This window comes from Pseudolabrys taiwanensis (assembly GCF_003367395.1).
In the GTDB taxonomy this organism is placed as follows: domain Bacteria; phylum Pseudomonadota; class Alphaproteobacteria; order Rhizobiales; family Xanthobacteraceae; genus Pseudolabrys; species Pseudolabrys taiwanensis.
Window position 1 is genome coordinate 216,266 of sequence record NZ_CP031417.1, and the last position, 15,301, is coordinate 231,566.

15 protein-coding genes are annotated in these 15,301 nt (G+C 64.5%); 8 read left to right on the top strand and 7 right to left on the bottom strand.

Annotated features, from left to right (window positions below; translation table 11 throughout):
• Positions 1-110: 110 nt before the first annotated feature.
• Complete coding sequence (locus DW352_RS01015) at positions 111-1,094, bottom strand: RES family NAD+ phosphorylase (protein ID WP_115687698.1); 984 nt, start codon at positions 1,092-1,094, stop codon at positions 111-113.
• A gap of 88 nt (positions 1,095-1,182) precedes the next feature.
• On the opposite strand from DW352_RS01015, the gene DW352_RS01020 reads away from it, so the two are divergent.
• Entirely contained in the window at positions 1,183-2,826 is a 1,644-nt protein-coding gene (locus tag DW352_RS01020; protein ID WP_115687700.1) for a fumarate hydratase, read from the top strand.
• 81 nt (positions 2,827-2,907) lie between these two features.
• On the opposite strand, the gene DW352_RS01025 is transcribed toward DW352_RS01020, so the two are convergent.
• Both DW352_RS01025 and DW352_RS01030 read right to left on the bottom strand, forming a co-directional pair.
• The gene (locus tag DW352_RS01025) at positions 2,908-3,774 is read right to left on the bottom strand and encodes an amidohydrolase family protein (protein WP_115687702.1); all 867 of its coding nucleotides are present in this window, start codon (positions 3,772-3,774) and stop codon (positions 2,908-2,910) included.
• 25 nt (positions 3,775-3,799) lie between these two features.
• Complete coding sequence (locus DW352_RS01030) at positions 3,800-4,774, bottom strand: Bug family tripartite tricarboxylate transporter substrate binding protein (RefSeq protein WP_115694177.1); 975 nt, start codon at positions 4,772-4,774, stop codon at positions 3,800-3,802.
• Positions 4,775-5,013: 239 nt separating this feature from the next.
• Between DW352_RS01030 and DW352_RS01035 the strand changes: the two genes are divergently transcribed.
• Both DW352_RS01035 and DW352_RS01040 read left to right on the top strand, forming a co-directional pair.
• Positions 5,014-5,688 carry a GntR family transcriptional regulator gene (locus DW352_RS01035; RefSeq protein WP_210209908.1) on the top strand — a complete coding sequence of 225 codons (675 nt, stop codon included), beginning with the start codon at positions 5,014-5,016 and terminating at the stop codon, positions 5,686-5,688.
• Between the two features lie 197 nt (positions 5,689-5,885).
• The gene (locus DW352_RS01040) at positions 5,886-6,857 is read left to right on the top strand and encodes a Bug family tripartite tricarboxylate transporter substrate binding protein (RefSeq protein WP_210209909.1); all 972 of its coding nucleotides are present in this window, start codon (positions 5,886-5,888) and stop codon (positions 6,855-6,857) included.
• Positions 6,858-6,897: 40 nt separating this feature from the next.
• On the opposite strand, the gene DW352_RS01045 is transcribed toward DW352_RS01040, so the two are convergent.
• Positions 6,898-7,884, bottom strand: coding sequence for an MBL fold metallo-hydrolase (locus DW352_RS01045; protein ID WP_115687704.1), 987 nt, complete (start codon positions 7,882-7,884; stop codon positions 6,898-6,900).
• 90 nt (positions 7,885-7,974) lie between these two features.
• Positions 7,975-8,511, bottom strand: a complete 537-nt coding sequence (locus DW352_RS01050) for a MarR family winged helix-turn-helix transcriptional regulator (RefSeq protein WP_162826700.1) — start codon at positions 8,509-8,511, stop codon at positions 7,975-7,977.
• A gap of 86 nt (positions 8,512-8,597) precedes the next feature.
• Between DW352_RS01050 and DW352_RS01055 the strand changes: the two genes are divergently transcribed.
• From DW352_RS01055 to DW352_RS01070, 4 genes are read left to right on the top strand one after another with little or no spacing between them, the layout of a single operon-like run.
• The gene (locus DW352_RS01055; RefSeq protein WP_162826701.1) at positions 8,598-9,656 is read left to right on the top strand and encodes an ABC transporter substrate-binding protein; all 1,059 of its coding nucleotides are present in this window, start codon (positions 8,598-8,600) and stop codon (positions 9,654-9,656) included.
• A 4-nt stretch (positions 9,657-9,660) separates the two neighbouring features.
• Positions 9,661-10,467: an ABC transporter ATP-binding protein gene (locus DW352_RS01060; RefSeq protein WP_115687710.1), complete on the top strand. Its 807-nt coding sequence runs from the start codon at positions 9,661-9,663 to the stop codon at positions 10,465-10,467.
• 2 nt (positions 10,468-10,469) lie between these two features.
• Positions 10,470-11,291 carry an ABC transporter permease gene (locus DW352_RS01065; RefSeq protein ID WP_115687712.1) on the top strand — a complete coding sequence of 274 codons (822 nt, stop codon included), beginning with the start codon at positions 10,470-10,472 and terminating at the stop codon, positions 11,289-11,291.
• 29 nt (positions 11,292-11,320) lie between these two features.
• Positions 11,321-11,776, top strand: a complete 456-nt coding sequence (locus DW352_RS01070; RefSeq protein WP_115687714.1) for a RidA family protein — start codon at positions 11,321-11,323, stop codon at positions 11,774-11,776.
• A gap of 193 nt (positions 11,777-11,969) precedes the next feature.
• On the opposite strand, the gene DW352_RS01075 is transcribed toward DW352_RS01070, so the two are convergent.
• A complete protein-coding gene (locus DW352_RS01075; protein WP_115687716.1) occupies positions 11,970-13,577 on the bottom strand; it encodes an N-acyl-D-amino-acid deacylase family protein in 1,608 nt (535 codons plus the stop codon).
• Positions 13,578-13,602: 25 nt separating this feature from the next.
• Positions 13,603-14,598, bottom strand: a complete 996-nt coding sequence (locus DW352_RS01080; RefSeq protein WP_115687718.1) for a Bug family tripartite tricarboxylate transporter substrate binding protein — start codon at positions 14,596-14,598, stop codon at positions 13,603-13,605.
• Positions 14,599-14,899: 301 nt separating this feature from the next.
• On the opposite strand from DW352_RS01080, the gene DW352_RS01085 reads away from it, so the two are divergent.
• Positions 14,900-15,277 carry a hypothetical protein gene (locus DW352_RS01085; RefSeq protein WP_115687720.1) on the top strand — a complete coding sequence of 126 codons (378 nt, stop codon included), beginning with the start codon at positions 14,900-14,902 and terminating at the stop codon, positions 15,275-15,277.
• The last annotated feature ends 24 nt before the right edge of the window (positions 15,278-15,301 follow it).

The window sequence follows — 15,301 nt, forward strand, 5'->3', positions numbered from 1 at the left end:
GGGGATTCTGTGGTCGGTAAGTGCGACGAAATGCGAGGCAAGTCGTGGACTTTGCCTTTTCTCACCCGGGCCCCTTGGTTATGGCTGCGATGCTAAATTTGGAATTGTGTCTAGAAGTTTGGTCCGAACACAAAATCATAGGTTACAGTTTTTAGATGCAGGCGATTTAAGGAATGGAGCGAGACTTTCTTGCGCTCTAAAGCCTCTGGAAAAATGCAGATGTTCTGACTTATTGGTTCTTGGGCGACGTTCGTGAAAAAGCTGTTGGCTATAAAGCCATCTACAGGAAGATTTGTCTTGATGGACGAGGCTAATCTGCGAGCTATGGCATAGATTTCCTCTGCTCTGGTCAAAGTGATTCCGTTGAAAAAGTACTCCAGCGCATCAAAAGGGGACGTCGGCTCCTCTTCCTTGTAATTCGCAGTTAAGTCGGCCAGATGGAGCTCGGATGCTGCTTCAAATGTCGCAACAAAAATATCGTCAGTAATCGCGACGCGGCATTCATGTAGGCAAACTGATACGCTAGGGGATGTATATAGAAGCGGTGATGCCGCATCATCAAAGCGGCCATACTCTCGCGAGAGGTTGCCGGGTGGCAGGCCGTACTGCGTGGGATTGGATGTGGCGTTCTCCGGGACATTCTTTCTTATTCGGAAAACTTTGGTCCCTTTTGGAATCGACTTGATAGATAACTGTTTGACGATGGACGAAATTGTTTCGTCCGGAATAACGTATGGATCGACGTAATGGTTGGTTATGCCAAGCTGCCACAAGTTGGGCGCGTTAAGAAAAAGCCTTCCCCCGATCTCTCTTTTTATCAGTAACCAGTCGTGTGTGGTGGCCTCGTCGAGTTCGACTTTATCTTCGGAGTGCTTGTTATACATTAAGATTGGTGTCCAGCCTCCGACTCCGTGCGGGATAGTGCCTTGGACAAAGAAGCGATGTGTGAGTCGTTCAAGTCTCTTCGAGTCCAGCTTCATGCCTTCAGTGGAATTGCAGTTTCGGCATTTGGTCGGAATTCTCACTCCTTGTTTTGCGGCCTCGATTCGTAATCCATGATTGGCGAAACAATCAGAGCATAGGACAAATTTCATCTTGATGTTCTTTTTGCTGCCTATATTTGTTTCTTTCGCCGTTTAGTATATCCGAGCGTGCGTCTAGCCGTTACGAAAGTGCCTCCCCATGAACGCCCCCACCAAATCCCCGCTGCCGCCCTACGCCCACACACCCCTGTTTCCCCTGGGGCCGGATAAGACCAAATACCGCAAGATCACGTCGGACGGCGTGAAGGTCGAGAAGATCATGGGCGAGGAGGTGGTGACCGTCTCGGCCGAGGCGATCCGGGCCCTTGCCGAGGCCGCGTTCATCGACATCAATCACCTCTTGCGCCCGGCGCACCTCAAGCAGCTCCGCGCCATCCTCGACGATCCGGAGGCGACGTCGAACGACAAGTTCGTCGCTTACGACCTGCTGAAAAACGCCAACATCGCCGCCGGCGGCGTGCTGCCGATGTGCCAGGACACCGGCACCGCCATCATCATGGGCAAGAAGGGCCGGCGCGTGTGGACCGACGGCTCGGACGAGGCCGCGCTCGCGCAAGGGGCGCGCGACGCCTACCTCAAGAAGAACCTGCGCTATTCGCAGCTCGCGCCGCTCTCGATGTTCGAGGAGAAGAACACGCGCTCCAACATGCCGGCGCAGGTCGAGATCTACGCCGAAGGCGACGACGCCTATAAGTTTCTGTTCGTCGCCAAGGGCGGCGGTTCGGCCAACAAGACCTTCCTGTTCCAGGCGACGCCGTCGATCCTCACGCATGAGCGCCTGATCGCGTTCCTCAAGGAGAAGATCCTGACGCTCGGCACCGCGGCGTGCCCGCCGTATCACCTCGCCATCGTCATCGGCGGCACCTCGGCCGAGATGAACCTGAAGACGGTGAAGCTCGCCTCGACCAAGTATCTCGACGAGCTGCCGACCGAGGGCGGCGAGGACGGCCACGCCTTCCGCGATCTCAACATGGAAGCGGAAGTGCACAAGCTGACGCAGTCGCTCGGCGTCGGCGCGCAGTTCGGCGGCAAGTATTTCTGCCACGACGTGCGCGTCATCCGCCTGCCGCGCCACGGCGCGTCGCTGCCGATCGGCCTCGGCGTGTCGTGCTCGGCCGACCGCCAGGCGCTCGGCAAGATCACCAAGGACGGCGTCTATCTCGAGGAGCTCGAGCACCATCCGGCGGAGTATCTGCCGGAGGTCGACGCCGCCACGCTCGGCGGCGAGGTGGTGAAGGTCGATCTCAACCGGCCGATGAAGGACATCCTGGCGCAGCTGTCGCAGTATCCGGTGAAGACGCGGCTCTCGCTCACCGGGCCGCTGGTCGTCGCGCGCGATCTCGCGCATGCCAAGCTGCGCGAGCGGCTGGAGAGCGGGCAGGGGCTGCCGGACTACTTCAAGAACCATCCGGTCTATTACGCGGGTCCGGCCAAGACGCCGGAAGGCTATGCCTCGGGCGCGTTCGGCCCGACCACGGCGGGGCGCATGGACTCGTTCGTCGATGCGTTCCAGGCGGCGGGCGGCTCGATGGTGATGCTGGCCAAGGGCAACCGCTCGGCGGCGGTGCGCGACGCCTGCAAGAAGTACGGCGGCTTCTATCTCGGCTCGATCGGCGGCGCGGCGGCGAATTTGGCCGAGCACTGCATCAAGAAGGTCGAGGTGGTCGAATATCCCGAGCTCGGCATGGAAGCGATCTGGAAGATCGACGTCGTCGACTTCCCGGCCTTCATCGTCATGGACGACAAGGGCAACGACTTCTTCAAGGAGCTCAACCTCGCCTGATCGCCGGGCGCAGGTTGGCGCGCGCAGTCATGAAGCAACATGGCCGGCCTTGGCGCCGGCCATTGTCGTTTGGGGATGCGGTCAGGCGAAGCCGTACAGCGCCTTGGCGTTGTGCGCGAAGATGCGGTCGCGGACGGCGGCGTCCGGCACCCATTCCGCCATCAGGTCGATCAGCGCGCCGTCGTTCGGCATCTCGCGTCCGGCCATGTTGACGTGCGGCCAGTCCGAGCCCCACACGAGCCGCTCCGGCGCGTGCTTGACGAACAGCTTGGCCAGCGGCGTCACCGCCGCATACGGCAGGTTGTCCGTCGTGCAGCGCATCGGCCCCGACAGCTTCAGCCAGACGCGTCCGGTGTCGAGCATCCGGAGCACCGCTTTGACCGCCGGCTGGTCGACACCGCCGGCGGCGGGGATGCTGGCGAAGTGATCGAGCACGATGTCGTTCGGCAGCGCCAGAAGCTTGTCGGCGTAATCGACGATGTCGGTGCCGTGCGGATAGAACTGGACGTGCCAGCCGTGTTCGTGCGCGCGCGCGGCAGTCTCGGCGTTGTAATGCGGCAGGTGGCCGCCGCGCTTGTCGCTGATCATGCGCAGCCCGCGCACGCCGAGCTTGCCGAGCCGCGCGAACGCAGCCGACGGCGTATCGTCCGGCATCAGCGCGACGCCGCGCAGCCGCTCGGGATATTGGGCCAGCACGTCGGCGAGCATCGTGTAGTCGCGGCCATAGCCGCCGGGGCTGACGATCACCGCGGTGCTCAGCCCGACGGCGTCCTGCATCGCGAACAAATCGGCCGGCAGCGCGTCGTGCGACACGTAAGGACTGTCCGAGGCGAAGCGATATTTGTGCGACGGTCCGAACAGATGGACATGCGTGTCGCAGGCGCCAGGCGGCAGCGCGAACGTCGGCTTGGTCGGGTCCGGATCCGGCGGCTGATTGAGGAGGGGCATTGCGATGGTCTCTTCCGACGGCGGGTTACTTCAACTTGATGTCGGCGCTCTTGGCGAGCTCGCGCCATTGCGGCAGCTCCTGCTTGATTTTCGCGTCGAACGCCGCCGGCGTGCCGCCGACCGGATTGACGCCGTCGTGCTGGAGCCGCTCGGCGATCGCCGGGTCGCGCGCCGCCTTGGCGCTCGCGGCGGCGAGTTTGTCGACGATGGCCTGCGGCGTGCCGGCCGGCGCCATCAGGCCGATCCAGAGAATGCCTTCGTAATCGGGCAGCCCTTGCTCGGCGATGGTCGGCGTGTCCGGCATCAGCTTGGAGCGGTGCTTGCTGGCAATGCCGAGCATGCGCAGGCCGCCGGCTTCGACTTGCTGATGCGAGGTGGCGTAGGTGTCGAGCTTGATCTGGACGACACCGGACAGGAGATCGGTCATGGCCGGTGCCGCGCCGCGATAATGCACCGGCGTCACTTGGATGCCGCTGCGCTTGAGCAGCAATTCCATGGTCAGATGCGGCAGGGTGCCGACGCCGGCCGAGGCATAGTTGGCCTTGCCGGGATTCTTCTTCGCGTAATCGACGAATTCGGCGAAGGTCTTGAACGGCGCGTTCGGGTTGCTCACCAGAACCTCCGGCACCTCGGCGATGATCGAGACCGGCGCGAGATCCTTCTCCGTGTTGTACGGCAGCTGCGCCTGCAACGCGTCGTTGATCGTGAGGTTGGGCGTCGCGATCAGCAGCGTGTAGCCGTCGTGGCTCGCCTTGGCGACGGAGTCGGTCGCGATGATGCCGCCGGCGCCGCCTTTGTTTTCGATGACGAAGGTCGTGCCGAGCTCGCGGCCCATGTGGGTGGCGATGAGGCGCGTGACGATATCGACCGCGCCGCCGGCCGGGAACGGCACCACCAGCCGGATGGGTTTGTCGGGATACTCGGCGTGGCCGCGCGCGGTTTGCGACAGGACGAGCGCGAGCGCGGTGAATGCACAGGCAACGGTACGCAACGGTCTCATGGCGGTGATCCTCCCCGGCGCGCCACGGCTCCAGCACGCAGTTTGTTGATGCACGGCGATGTCCGGCGTGCCCGCCGCCACGCCGGCGCGGCGTGTCATCATCCGTCGTTTGACGGCACTGTCGGCGGATCGCGCCAGATTGTCAACAATATCGTTGACAATATTGTGGGAAATTGGCCAAGCTGGAGGAACGGCGCGGACGATCCGAGTCGCCGGCCGGCCCCAAGACGGGTGACACAGTGGCGAGCGCAGTCAGCCTTTCTCCAACGCGCAACGGCGACGCGACCGATCAGTTGCGATCGCTGATCCTCGGCGGCCGGCTCATGCCCAACCAGCGGCTGGTCGAAGCCGACCTCGTGACGATGCTGGGTTCGAGCCGCAGCCATGTGCGCTCGGCGCTCGCGCGCTTGGAGCAGGAGGGGCTGGTCGTCTCGGCGCCCAATCGCGGCGCCTGGGTGCGGCTGGTCACCGGCGAGGAAGCGATCGAGATCACGCAAGCGCGCGGTGCCCTCGAAGGCCTCATCGTCCGCCAGGCGGCGCTCAACGTCACCAAGGCGGACACGGCCCAGCTCAAGCGCATCGAACGCAAAATGCGCGATGCCCTCGAAGCGGGCGATCTGCTCGGCTATTCGGAGTTCAACGGCCAGCTTCACGCCGAGCTTTATCGCATTGCGAAATTACCCATCGTCGCGCGCCTGCTGTTGAACCTGAAATCGCAGACCGTGCGCTATCAGTATCGGCCGATCCTGTTGCCGGGACGGCCGCCAGCATCGATCCTCGAGCACACCGAAATCGTCGACGCGGTGTGTGCGGCCGACCCCGATCGGGCCGAACGCGCGATGCGCAAGCACATCGACGAAGTGCTCGCTGCGTTGCGGCAAATCATCACGGACCGGGAAGCCGGCGCGCTGTAATCCACGCCTCGGCGGAACCCGGTATCGCGGACTGCGGTACCACATGCCGTCGCCGCCGTGTGCGTCCGGCGGTACGCTGCCATTCGGAAACCCGCCTTGGCGGAGGCGGGCGAAGGACGATAAGAGTTGCGTTCCCGCCCTGACTGGCATTCAAAACGCGGACCTCGCGCCCGTCTGGATGCAGTAAGATTTATTCAATGTTGCATCGCCGTTCCGTTCTCGCCGGTCTCACCGCCAGTCTCGCCGCTCCCGCCGTCCGCGCCCAGGAGAGCTATCCGACGCGGGCGGTCACGCTCGTCGTGCCCTTCCCGCCGGGCGGTTCGACCGACGTCATTGCGCGTGTGATCGCCGACGCGATGCGCCTTCAGCTCAAGGTGCCGGTCGTGGTGGAGAACCGCGGCGGCGCCGGCGGCACGCTCGGCACCGGTGTTGTCGCGCGCGCCAATCCCGACGGCTACACCATTGGCATGGGCACCGCGTCGACGCTCGCCATCAATCCGGCGGCCTACAAGACGCTGCCCTACGATGTTCTCGGCGATCTCGCGCCGATCGGTGCCATCGCCGAAGTGCCGAACGTGATGGAAATCAATCCGGCCATGCCGGTCACCGACATGGCGTCGTTCATCGTCTACGCCAAGGCAGGGCCCGGCCGCATCACCTACGGCTCGTCGGGCCTCGGCTCGGTCAGTCATCTGATGGGCGAGCAGTTCAAGCGCGCGACCGGCACCGATCTCGTGCACGTACCTTATCGCGGCATCGGCCCGGCGCTGGGCGACGCGGTGGCCGGGCAGATCCTGGTGATGTTCGACAATCTGCCGACGTCGCTGCCGCTCGTGCAGGCAGGCAAGCTGCGGGCGCTCGCGGTGTCGTCGAAGAAGCGCCTCGCGGCATTGCCCGACGTGCCGACCTTTACCGAACTCGGCATCGACGATCTGAGCTGGACCGCGTTCTTCGGTCTCATCGCGCCGATCAGGACGCCGTCGGCCATCATCACGACGCTCAACGATGCGCTCAACAACGCGCTGGCCGATCCGGTCGTGCGCGAGAAGCTCGCCGAGCAGCAGGCGACGGTGACGCCCGGCACCGTGGAAGCCTTCGGCGCGCTGATGAGCCGCGAGATCGCGCGCATGAAGCGCGCCTGCGAAGTGGCCAAGATCAGCATCGAGTAGCCGCTTGCGTTGCTTTGCCGCGCGCCCGGCAACGCGCCCCTCAATCCTTGTCGTAGCTCTGTCCCGGCTCTCCGGCGGGGAATAGTTCTTCGGCAATTCCGCGCCGCGTCAGACCTTCGAGCAGCAGCTCGGGCGGCTCCTCGCGGCGCTCGTCGGTGAGCTGGAAGACGCCCCAGTGAATCCCCACGGCGCGGCCGGCTTCCATGTCCTCCATGATCAGCACGGCTTCGTTCGGATCGGTATGCTGCGCCTTCATGAACCAGCGCGGCGCGTAGGCACCGATGGGGATCAGCGCCAGCTCAGGTCTGCCGAGCCGCTGCCGCATCTCGCGGAATATGCGCCCGTCGCCATAGCCGGTATCGCCGGCGAAGTAGGCGAGGCCGCCGTCGGTGCGCAGCATGAAGCCGGACCACAGCGCCATGCGCCGATCGCGGCCCGTGCGCGCTGACCAGTGATGGGCCGGCACGATCGTCACCTCGGCGTCCTTGCCGATGTCGATGCGGTCCCACCAATCGCCTGCGGTCACTCTGACATCGGGAATGGCGCGACGCAGGATCGTGTCGTTGCCGAGGGGCGTCACGATGAGCGGGCGATGCTTGGTGTGCAGGCGCCGGAGCGTCGCCATATCCATGTGGTCGTAGTGATTGTGGCTGAGCAACACGACGTCGATCGGCGGCAAAGCGCCGAAGGCGATGCCGGGCGCCCACACCCGGCGCGGGCCGATGAACGAGAAGGGACTTGCGCGTTCCGACCATACCGGATCGGTCAGCACGTTGAGGCCGCCGGCCTGGATCAACACGCTGGCGTGGCCGACGACCGTCGCTTGCAGCCCGGCGACACGGGCGTCCGGAACGGCCGGCCGCACCGGCGGCGGGGACGACCACGTGGCCCGCTCTTCTTTAAAACGCCAGCGCAGGATATCGCGAAAGCCGTGATCGGTCTCGGCGTGATCCGGATTGAAGAAGCGCAGGCCGTCGAAATGGTCGCTCGCCGGCCCGGCGTAATAGGGATTCACAGATCGCGGCACGCACGCACTCCCACGCGAATCGCCCCCCGACAATTGTGATACGTAATGTAAACCGCGCGGCTTAGTTCGCGACCATCAATAACGCATGGGTCACGAGCGGGCGCTGGCGGCCTCTTTCTCTTTCGCCGTTTCCAGGCCGCGCAGCAATTTGCGCAGCAGCGCTTCCAGCGTTTCCTGCTCGCGTTGCGTCAGGTGATCGGCGATCTCCTGCGCGCGGTAGCTGTGCTCGGTCATGGCCTCGGCGGTGATCGCATGGCCGCGCTTGGTGAGCGCGATGCGCGCGGCGCGGCCGTCGTCCGGATCGGGCTTGCGGGTCGCGAGCTTCAGCTTCTCGGCGCGATCGATGCGGTTCGTCGTCGCACCCGATGACAGCATGCAGGCTTCATAGAGCGCGGTGGGCCGCAGGCCGCGCGCATCGCCGGAGCGTTGCAACGACGCCAGCAGATCGAACATTTCCCATGTCAGACCGAACGGTTTGAGCCAGGTGTCCATGCGCTCGCGCAAGTGCGCGGCGATGCGAACAACGCGGCCGACGGTTGCGAGATACTGAAAATCGAGGTCGGGCCGCTGCCGCGCCCACTCGGCGATGAAGATGTCGATCGCGTCATTCGCTTGATTTTTGTGCATTGCATGCATCCGAATTTATCTTGACTTGAAGATAAATGGATCGGACGCTGTTGGCCAGCCGGAAACGTCTGCCATGGAGGGGCGTCATGTCACGATCGTTGAATCGCAGGCATCTCTTGCAAGGGACGGCAGCCGCCGGCCTCGCCGCTGCGATCGGAGGGCGCCGCGCTCGCGCGCAGTCGCGCACCAAGCTTCGCATCGGCGTCGTGCCGCTGATCTCGTCGGGCCCGATCTTCGTCGCGCAGGCGAAGGGCTTCTTCGAGAAGGCCGGCCTCGACGTCGAGATCAAGTATTTCGCTGACGGTGTTCTGGCGATGCCGGCTTTGGTGGCTGGCGAACTCGACGTCACGGTGGCGACGCTCAATGCCGGCCTGTTCAACGTCGTCGCCAAGGGCGCGCCATTCAAGCTGATCCTCGATCGCGGCTCGGAAAAGCCGGGCTCGGGCTCGATGACCATCGCCGCATCGAACGCGCTGGTGGAGGCGGGGCTGACGGCGCCGGACAAGATGGCGCTCTTGAAAGGCAAGAAGATCGCCATCCAGGCGCCCGGCGGCATCGATCAATATCTCCTCGGCCGCGGCGTGCAGAAGGCGGGCCTCGATCCCAAGACCGACGTCGAATGGTCGAGCGGCCTGTCTTATCCCGACATCGTCAAGGCGATCGGCGCGGGCCAGGCGGATGCGGCCAACGTGCCGGTGCCGCTCGGCTTCCTGGTCGAGCGCAACAAGTTCGGCAAGCTGGTGTTCTCCGGCTACGACATCGAGCCCAACTGCCAGCTCGCCTGCTGGGCGATGTCGCAGAAATATCTCGAGGCGAACAAGGAAGCCGCCATCGCCTTTGCCATGGCGCACACTTACGCCGGCCGGCTCTACAACAAGGCCGCGGCGGCGAAGGATCCGGAGGTCATCAAGATCATCTCGGAAGCGACCAAGGTGCCGCCGAACCTGATCGAAGCGGCGGCGCCGCGCTGGACCTGGTTCAACGAGGATGGTCTGCCGAACATCCCGTCCTGCATGGCCCAGGGCAAGTTCTGGACCGACACCATGAAGATTGCATCGGGCAGCGTGACGGAGGCACAGCTGTTCGATCTGTCGGCCGCCAAGGAAGCGGTGGCGCGGCTCGCCAAGTCGAATCCGTTCGGCTGACGCCATGACAGGGCCGGCGGTCGCCATCGATTGCGAAGGCGTAGGGCTCACCTACACCGCGAAGACGGGTACCGCCGTCAATGCGTTGGAGAACGTGCGCTGCCGGTTCGCGCCGGGCAAGGTGACGGCCATCATCGGGCCGTCCGGTTGCGGCAAGAGCACCTTGCTGCAGATCGCGCGCGGCTTTCTCAACCCGTCGCAAGGACGGCTGCGTTTCGTCACGCTCGGCGGCCAAGCGGCGGCGGCGCCGGCGATGGCCACGGTATGGCAGGCGTTCAACCTGTTTCCGTGGCGCAACGTTCTCGACAACGTCGCCTTCGGGCTCGAACTCGCGGGCGTCTCGCGCGGCGAACGCGAGGCGCGGGCCAAGGCGGCGTTGGCCAAGGTCGATCTCGCCGGTTTCGAGGACAAGTACCCCAAGCAGCTTTCCGGCGGCATGCGTCAGCGCGTCGGCATCGCCCGCGCGCTGGTGATGGAGCCGGACGTGCTGCTGCTCGACGAGCCGTTCGGCGCGCTCGACGCGCAGACGCGGCTGGTGCTGCAGGAGCAACTGGCGACATTGGTCGAGACCAGCGGCACGACCGCCATCCTCGTCACGCATTCGATCGAGGAGGCGATCCTGCTCGCCGACACCATCCTGGTGATGACGGCGCGGCCGGGCCGCATCGCCGCGGAGATCACGGTCGATCTGGGGCGGCCGCGTTCGCTCGCGACCACGCACCACCCGGAATACGGCGTGCTGTTCGACCGCATCTACGGCCTGTTGCGCGACGAGGTGGTGCGGGCGATGACGACGGAGGGCGAGGCGTGACGATGCTCGACAGCCCGCTCACCGATACGTCCGCGCCGGCCACGAGTGGGCCCCTGCAGCGCGTCGGCACGTGGCTCGGCGAGCCGAAAACGCTCGGCTGGATCGCGGTGGCGGTGGTGCTGATCGGCTGGGAGCTGATCGTCATCGCCTTCGGCTTCAACCCGATCTATCTGCCGCGGCCGAGCCGCATCGTCGTGGCGCTGGTGGAGATGTTTCGCACCGGCGGGCTGACGACCGATCTCCTGTTCACGCTCGGCCGCGTGTTCGGCGGCTTCGCCATCGCGCTGGTGTTCGGTGTCGCCATCGGCATCTGGATGGCGGTCTCGGCGCGGTTCAACGCCATCGCCGACAATTTCATCGCCGCGCTTTATCCGCTGCCGAAGGTGACGCTCATTCCGCTGCTGATCATCTGGCTCGGCACCGGCGGGCCGTTCATGCTGACCATCAGCGCGCTGGGCGCGGTGTTCCCCATCATCCTCAACACGCTGCTCGGCATTCGCCAGTGCGATCCGGGCCTCGTCCTTGCCGCCCGCGATCTCGGCGCCAACCGCCGCCAGATCATCCGCAAGGTGCTGCTGCCGGGCGCGGTGCCGTCGATCTTCGCCGGCATCCGTCTCGGTCTCGGCGTGTCGATCATCCTGGTGGTGGCGGCCGAGATGGTGGTCGGCAAGCTCGGGCTCGGCGCGCGGCTTTATCTGGCCGGCCAGGTGCTGGAGACCGAGCAGGTGTTCGCCGTGCTGATCGTGCTCGCGACGCTCGGCGTCGTCATCACCAAGACCCAGGACTTCATCGACCAGCGCCTCAGCCGCTGGCGCGTCGCCTGATCAGGACAATTCGTACGGAGGAGGTTGCCATGAACGTGGCTGTCGATACCAAGAAGCCCTATACGCTCTCGCAGGTGCATCCCAAGCCGGAGGAGGCGTGGAAGATGCCTTACGCGCCGGCGGTCCGCGTGTCCGGCGATTGCGATCTCGTGTTCCTATCGGGCGCGACGGCTTCGCCGCTCTATCACCACCATCCGCACCGCGACGAAGAGCACGTGCATTCGAACTCGATCGAGCAGCAGACGCGTAACGCGATGGATGCGATCAAGTCGATCCTCGACGCTCTCGGCGTCGGCTGGCGCGACGTGATCAAGATTACCAAATACCTGACCGACTTCCGCGACGCCGACACCATGCACAGGACTATGCACGGTTATTTCGGCGACTGGCTGCCGGCGAGCACGACGGTGTGCATCAACCAGCTCTCCTCGCCCGGCGCGCGCGTCGAGCTGGACATGATCGTCGCCGTGCCGAAGAAGAAGTAGGCTGCGAGGCTACCTCGACGCGCGGGCTTGCCTCCTCATCCTGAGGAGCAGCCGCAGGCCGCGTCTCGAAGGATGAGGCCCGTGTCATCGCGCGGTTGCGCCTCGGCCATCCCCATCCTTCGAGACGCAACAAGGCCGGCTGATGCCGGCCTTGTCGTTCCTCAGGATGAGGATGGGTTTGGCGAATACGTCGTCAGGAAACGGCGCCGCTCATATCCCGTCGCAACACCTTGCCGGGCAGGGCGCCGGTGTGCGTCGCGTTCTCGACCACAATCTCGCCGGCGACCAGTACCGTCGTGCGTGTGCCGGTCGGGTATTGGTGCGGGTCGCCGTAAGTGGCGCGGTCGGTGAAGTCGTCCGGATCGAACACCGTGATGTCGGCGCGATAGCCTTCCTTCAACAGGCCGCGATCGGACAGCCGCAGCGCGCGGGCGGTGGCGCCGGTCATCTTATGGATCGCGAGCTCGACCGGGATCAGGCCGAGCTCGTGCACGTAATGGCCGAGGATGCGCGGGAAGCTGCCGTAGAAACGCGGATGCGGCATGCCCTGGCTCGTGATGCCGTAGGTCGCGACGCAATTGCCGTCGGAGCCGACCAGCGCCAAGGGCGACTTCACGATCGCCTGGATGTCCTCTTCCGAAATCGAAATGACGAGGACGCGCGTCGCGCCTTTGTCCTCGATCATGTAGTCGCAGACGACGTCGATCGGATCGGCGTTCCGCTCGCGCGCGAGGTCGGCGATGGTGCGGCCGGCATACTGGCCGAGGTGCGGTGAGATCGAAATCTGCACGCAATCCCAATTCGGGATGCGGCCCCAGTTGTTGAGGCCGTCGCGCTCGATGTCGGCGCGGATGCGCTCGCGCGTCTCCTTCAAGGCGAGGCGCTCGATCATCGCCGGCACGCCGCCGGCCTGCACCCATTGCGGCATCAGGTTTTTCAGCGGGTTGCTGCCGGCGGTGTAGGGATGAGAGTCGCAGTCGACGTCGATGCCGCGGGCTTTGGCTTCGGCGATCATCTTGAGGCCGACCGCGGCCTTGCCCCAGTTGTCGACGCCCGAGCACTTGAAGTGCACGATCTCGACATGGATGCCGACGGTCTCGGCGACGTGGATCGCCTCCGCCACGGCATCGAGGACGTTGTTGGATTCATCGCGGATGTGCGTGAAGTAGCCGCCGTTGTATTTCTTCACGACGCGGCAGAGCGCGATCATCTCGTCCGGCTTGGCGTAGGAGCCGGGCGAGGTGAACAGGCCGGAGGATAAGCCGAGCGCGCCGGCCTTGAGCCCGTCCTCCAAGAGATCGCACATCGCTTTGAGCTCGGCCTCGGTCGGGGCGCGGTTGTCCATGCCCATGACCATCAGCCGCAGCGTGTTGTGGCCGACCAGCATGCCGGCGTTCACGGCCGTCGCCGGGAACGTGTCGAGATAGGTCGGGAAGCTCATCTCCTTGAACGGGAGCCACGGCGCCGACGGCGAGAGATAATCGCGCAGAAGGTCGACCTTGCCGGGCAGCACCGGCGCGACCGAGAAGCCGCAATGGCCGATGATCTCGGTGGTGACGCCCTGGCGCACCTTGCTCTCGGCCTTCGGGTTGATCGGCAGCGTGAAGTCGGAATGCGTCTTGATGTCGATGAAGCCCGGTGCGACGGCGAGCCCGGAGACGTCGATGACGCGCTTGGCATCGCCTTGCACAGCGCCGAGCGCGGCGATGCGCCCGTCGGTGATGGCGAGATCGCCGCGTTCGCCCGGGCGGCCGCTGCCATCGAACAGCGTGCCGCCTTTCAGCAGCAGGTCGTATGTCATGAGATATGGTCCCGGACTTGAAAGGCTAATCGAGCTTGATGCCGGCGGCGGTCAGCACTTCGTTCCAACGCTTGGCTTCGGCGTCGATATAAGCGGCGGCTTCCGCCGGCGTCGAGCCGACCGGATCGTTGCCGAGCGCCGCGAGCTTGCCCGCGACCTCCGGCGACTTCACAGCTTCGGCGATGGCAGCCGACAGCTTGTCGACCACGGGCTTCGGCGTCGCCTTCGGCGCGACGATCGCGTACCACGCTTCGACCGCGTAACCGGGCACGCCGGCTTCGGCGACGGTCGGCACGTCGGGCCAACTCGGCGAGCGCTTGTCGCCGGTGACACCGAGCGCGATCAGCTTGCCCTGCGCGACATGCTCTTTGGCGATGAGCGGACTCATGAAGGCGACCGGCACGCGGCCGGTGAGCAGGTCGGTGATCAGATCGTTCGTGCCCTTGTAGGGGATGTGCTGGAGATTGACCTTGGCCTGATACTTGAACATCTCGCCGGCGAGGTGCAGCGACGAGCCGTTGCCGCCGGAGCCGTAGTTGATCTTGCCGGGCTCTTTCTTGGCGAGTTCGATCAGCTCCTTCACCGACTTCACGCCGAGCGAGGGATGCACCACCAGCACCAGCGGCCCTTTGGTGACGATCGACACCGGCACGAACTGATCGAAGGTGTAGCCGACCTTCGTGAACAGCGAAGGATTGACCGCATAGGCCATGGCCGGCAGCACGATGGTGTAGCCGTCGGGCTCGGCGCGCGCGGCCGCCACGACGGCGATGTTGCCGCTGCCGCCGGCGCGGTTTTCCACAACGATTTGCTGTTTGAATTTCTGCTCGAGCTGGTTGGCGACGAGCCGCGCGATCACGTCATTGGGGCCGCCGGCCGGGTAGGGCACGAGCAGGTGGACCGGACGGTCGGGATAGGTCGACTGCGCGTGCGCGCCCGCCTGCGGCAGCGCGGTGCAGAGGACCGCGGCCGCGAGGCACGCGAACGTCAGCCTATTAAGCCTAAGCCTTCGATGAAACATGTGTGGATTCCCCCAAGCGATTCGTAACCAGTTGCCCCGAAGGCTTCCTCGCTGTCGCCGTCGTTTGCGGCTTGTGTTGCGAAAGAATGGCAGTCTTCGCGGGCGCTGACTAGGCTCGCATGAGTTGCAGCGCGTGGCACAACGTGCGTCCCGTGCGCGCGCCGTCGCGTTTACCTACGCAGCATGATGTCGGTGATGCGGGGGATTCTTACTTGAGACTTGCGCTTTGGCGTGTCAGCGTCGCCTTTGAAAAATAACAAGAAAAGCGCGTACTAGACTTAGGAAGAGGATAAGTTCGTAAATGGCGTTTGCGTCTATCGATTTCAACGCACCGGATCTCGCCAAGCGCATCGAGCAGCTTTCGCAGTACGATCTCGATCGTCTGCCTTTCGGGGTCATTCTGCTCGACCGCGAAGGCACGATTACCTTCTACAGCGAAACCGAAGCGCGCCAGTCCGGCTATGCTGGCTCGGCGATCGGCCAGAACTTCTTTGCCCTCTCGCGCGCGAGCGGGGGCGATGATTTGCGCGCGCGCGTCTTGAAGGCGCGTGAAGCGGGGTTCGTCGATCTCGAGTTCGGCTGGCCGAACGACTACGCGAATCCCAAGCGCGAACTGCGCCTGCGCGTACAGTCGTCGCGCCAGGGCGGCGTTTGGCTGTTTCTCGAACGCGACCTATAGCGTTGCGGCGCCGCGTATCTCGTC

Excerpts from the sequence above, each read along its gene's own strand:
- DW352_RS01015 (WP_115687698.1), bottom strand. The coding sequence starts at position 1,094 with ATGAAATTTGTCCTATGCTCTGATTGTTTCGCCAATCATGGATTACGA.
- DW352_RS01020 (WP_115687700.1), top strand. The coding sequence starts at position 1,183 with ATGAACGCCCCCACCAAATCCCCGCTGCCGCCCTACGCCCACACACCC.
- DW352_RS01025 (WP_115687702.1), bottom strand. The coding sequence starts at position 3,774 with ATGCCCCTCCTCAATCAGCCGCCGGATCCGGACCCGACCAAGCCGACG.
- DW352_RS01030 (WP_115694177.1), bottom strand. The coding sequence starts at position 4,774 with ATGAGACCGTTGCGTACCGTTGCCTGTGCATTCACCGCGCTCGCGCTC.
- DW352_RS01040 (WP_210209909.1), top strand. The coding sequence starts at position 5,886 with ATGTTGCATCGCCGTTCCGTTCTCGCCGGTCTCACCGCCAGTCTCGCC.
- DW352_RS01050 (WP_162826700.1), bottom strand. The coding sequence starts at position 8,511 with ATGCACAAAAATCAAGCGAATGACGCGATCGACATCTTCATCGCCGAG.
- DW352_RS01055 (WP_162826701.1), top strand. The coding sequence starts at position 8,598 with ATGTCACGATCGTTGAATCGCAGGCATCTCTTGCAAGGGACGGCAGCC.
- DW352_RS01060 (WP_115687710.1), top strand. The coding sequence starts at position 9,661 with ATGACAGGGCCGGCGGTCGCCATCGATTGCGAAGGCGTAGGGCTCACC.
- DW352_RS01065 (WP_115687712.1), top strand. The coding sequence starts at position 10,470 with ATGCTCGACAGCCCGCTCACCGATACGTCCGCGCCGGCCACGAGTGGG.
- DW352_RS01070 (WP_115687714.1), top strand. The coding sequence starts at position 11,321 with ATGAACGTGGCTGTCGATACCAAGAAGCCCTATACGCTCTCGCAGGTG.
- DW352_RS01075 (WP_115687716.1), bottom strand. The coding sequence starts at position 13,577 with ATGACATACGACCTGCTGCTGAAAGGCGGCACGCTGTTCGATGGCAGC.
- DW352_RS01080 (WP_115687718.1), bottom strand. The coding sequence starts at position 14,598 with ATGTTTCATCGAAGGCTTAGGCTTAATAGGCTGACGTTCGCGTGCCTC.
- DW352_RS01085 (WP_115687720.1), top strand. The coding sequence starts at position 14,900 with ATGGCGTTTGCGTCTATCGATTTCAACGCACCGGATCTCGCCAAGCGC.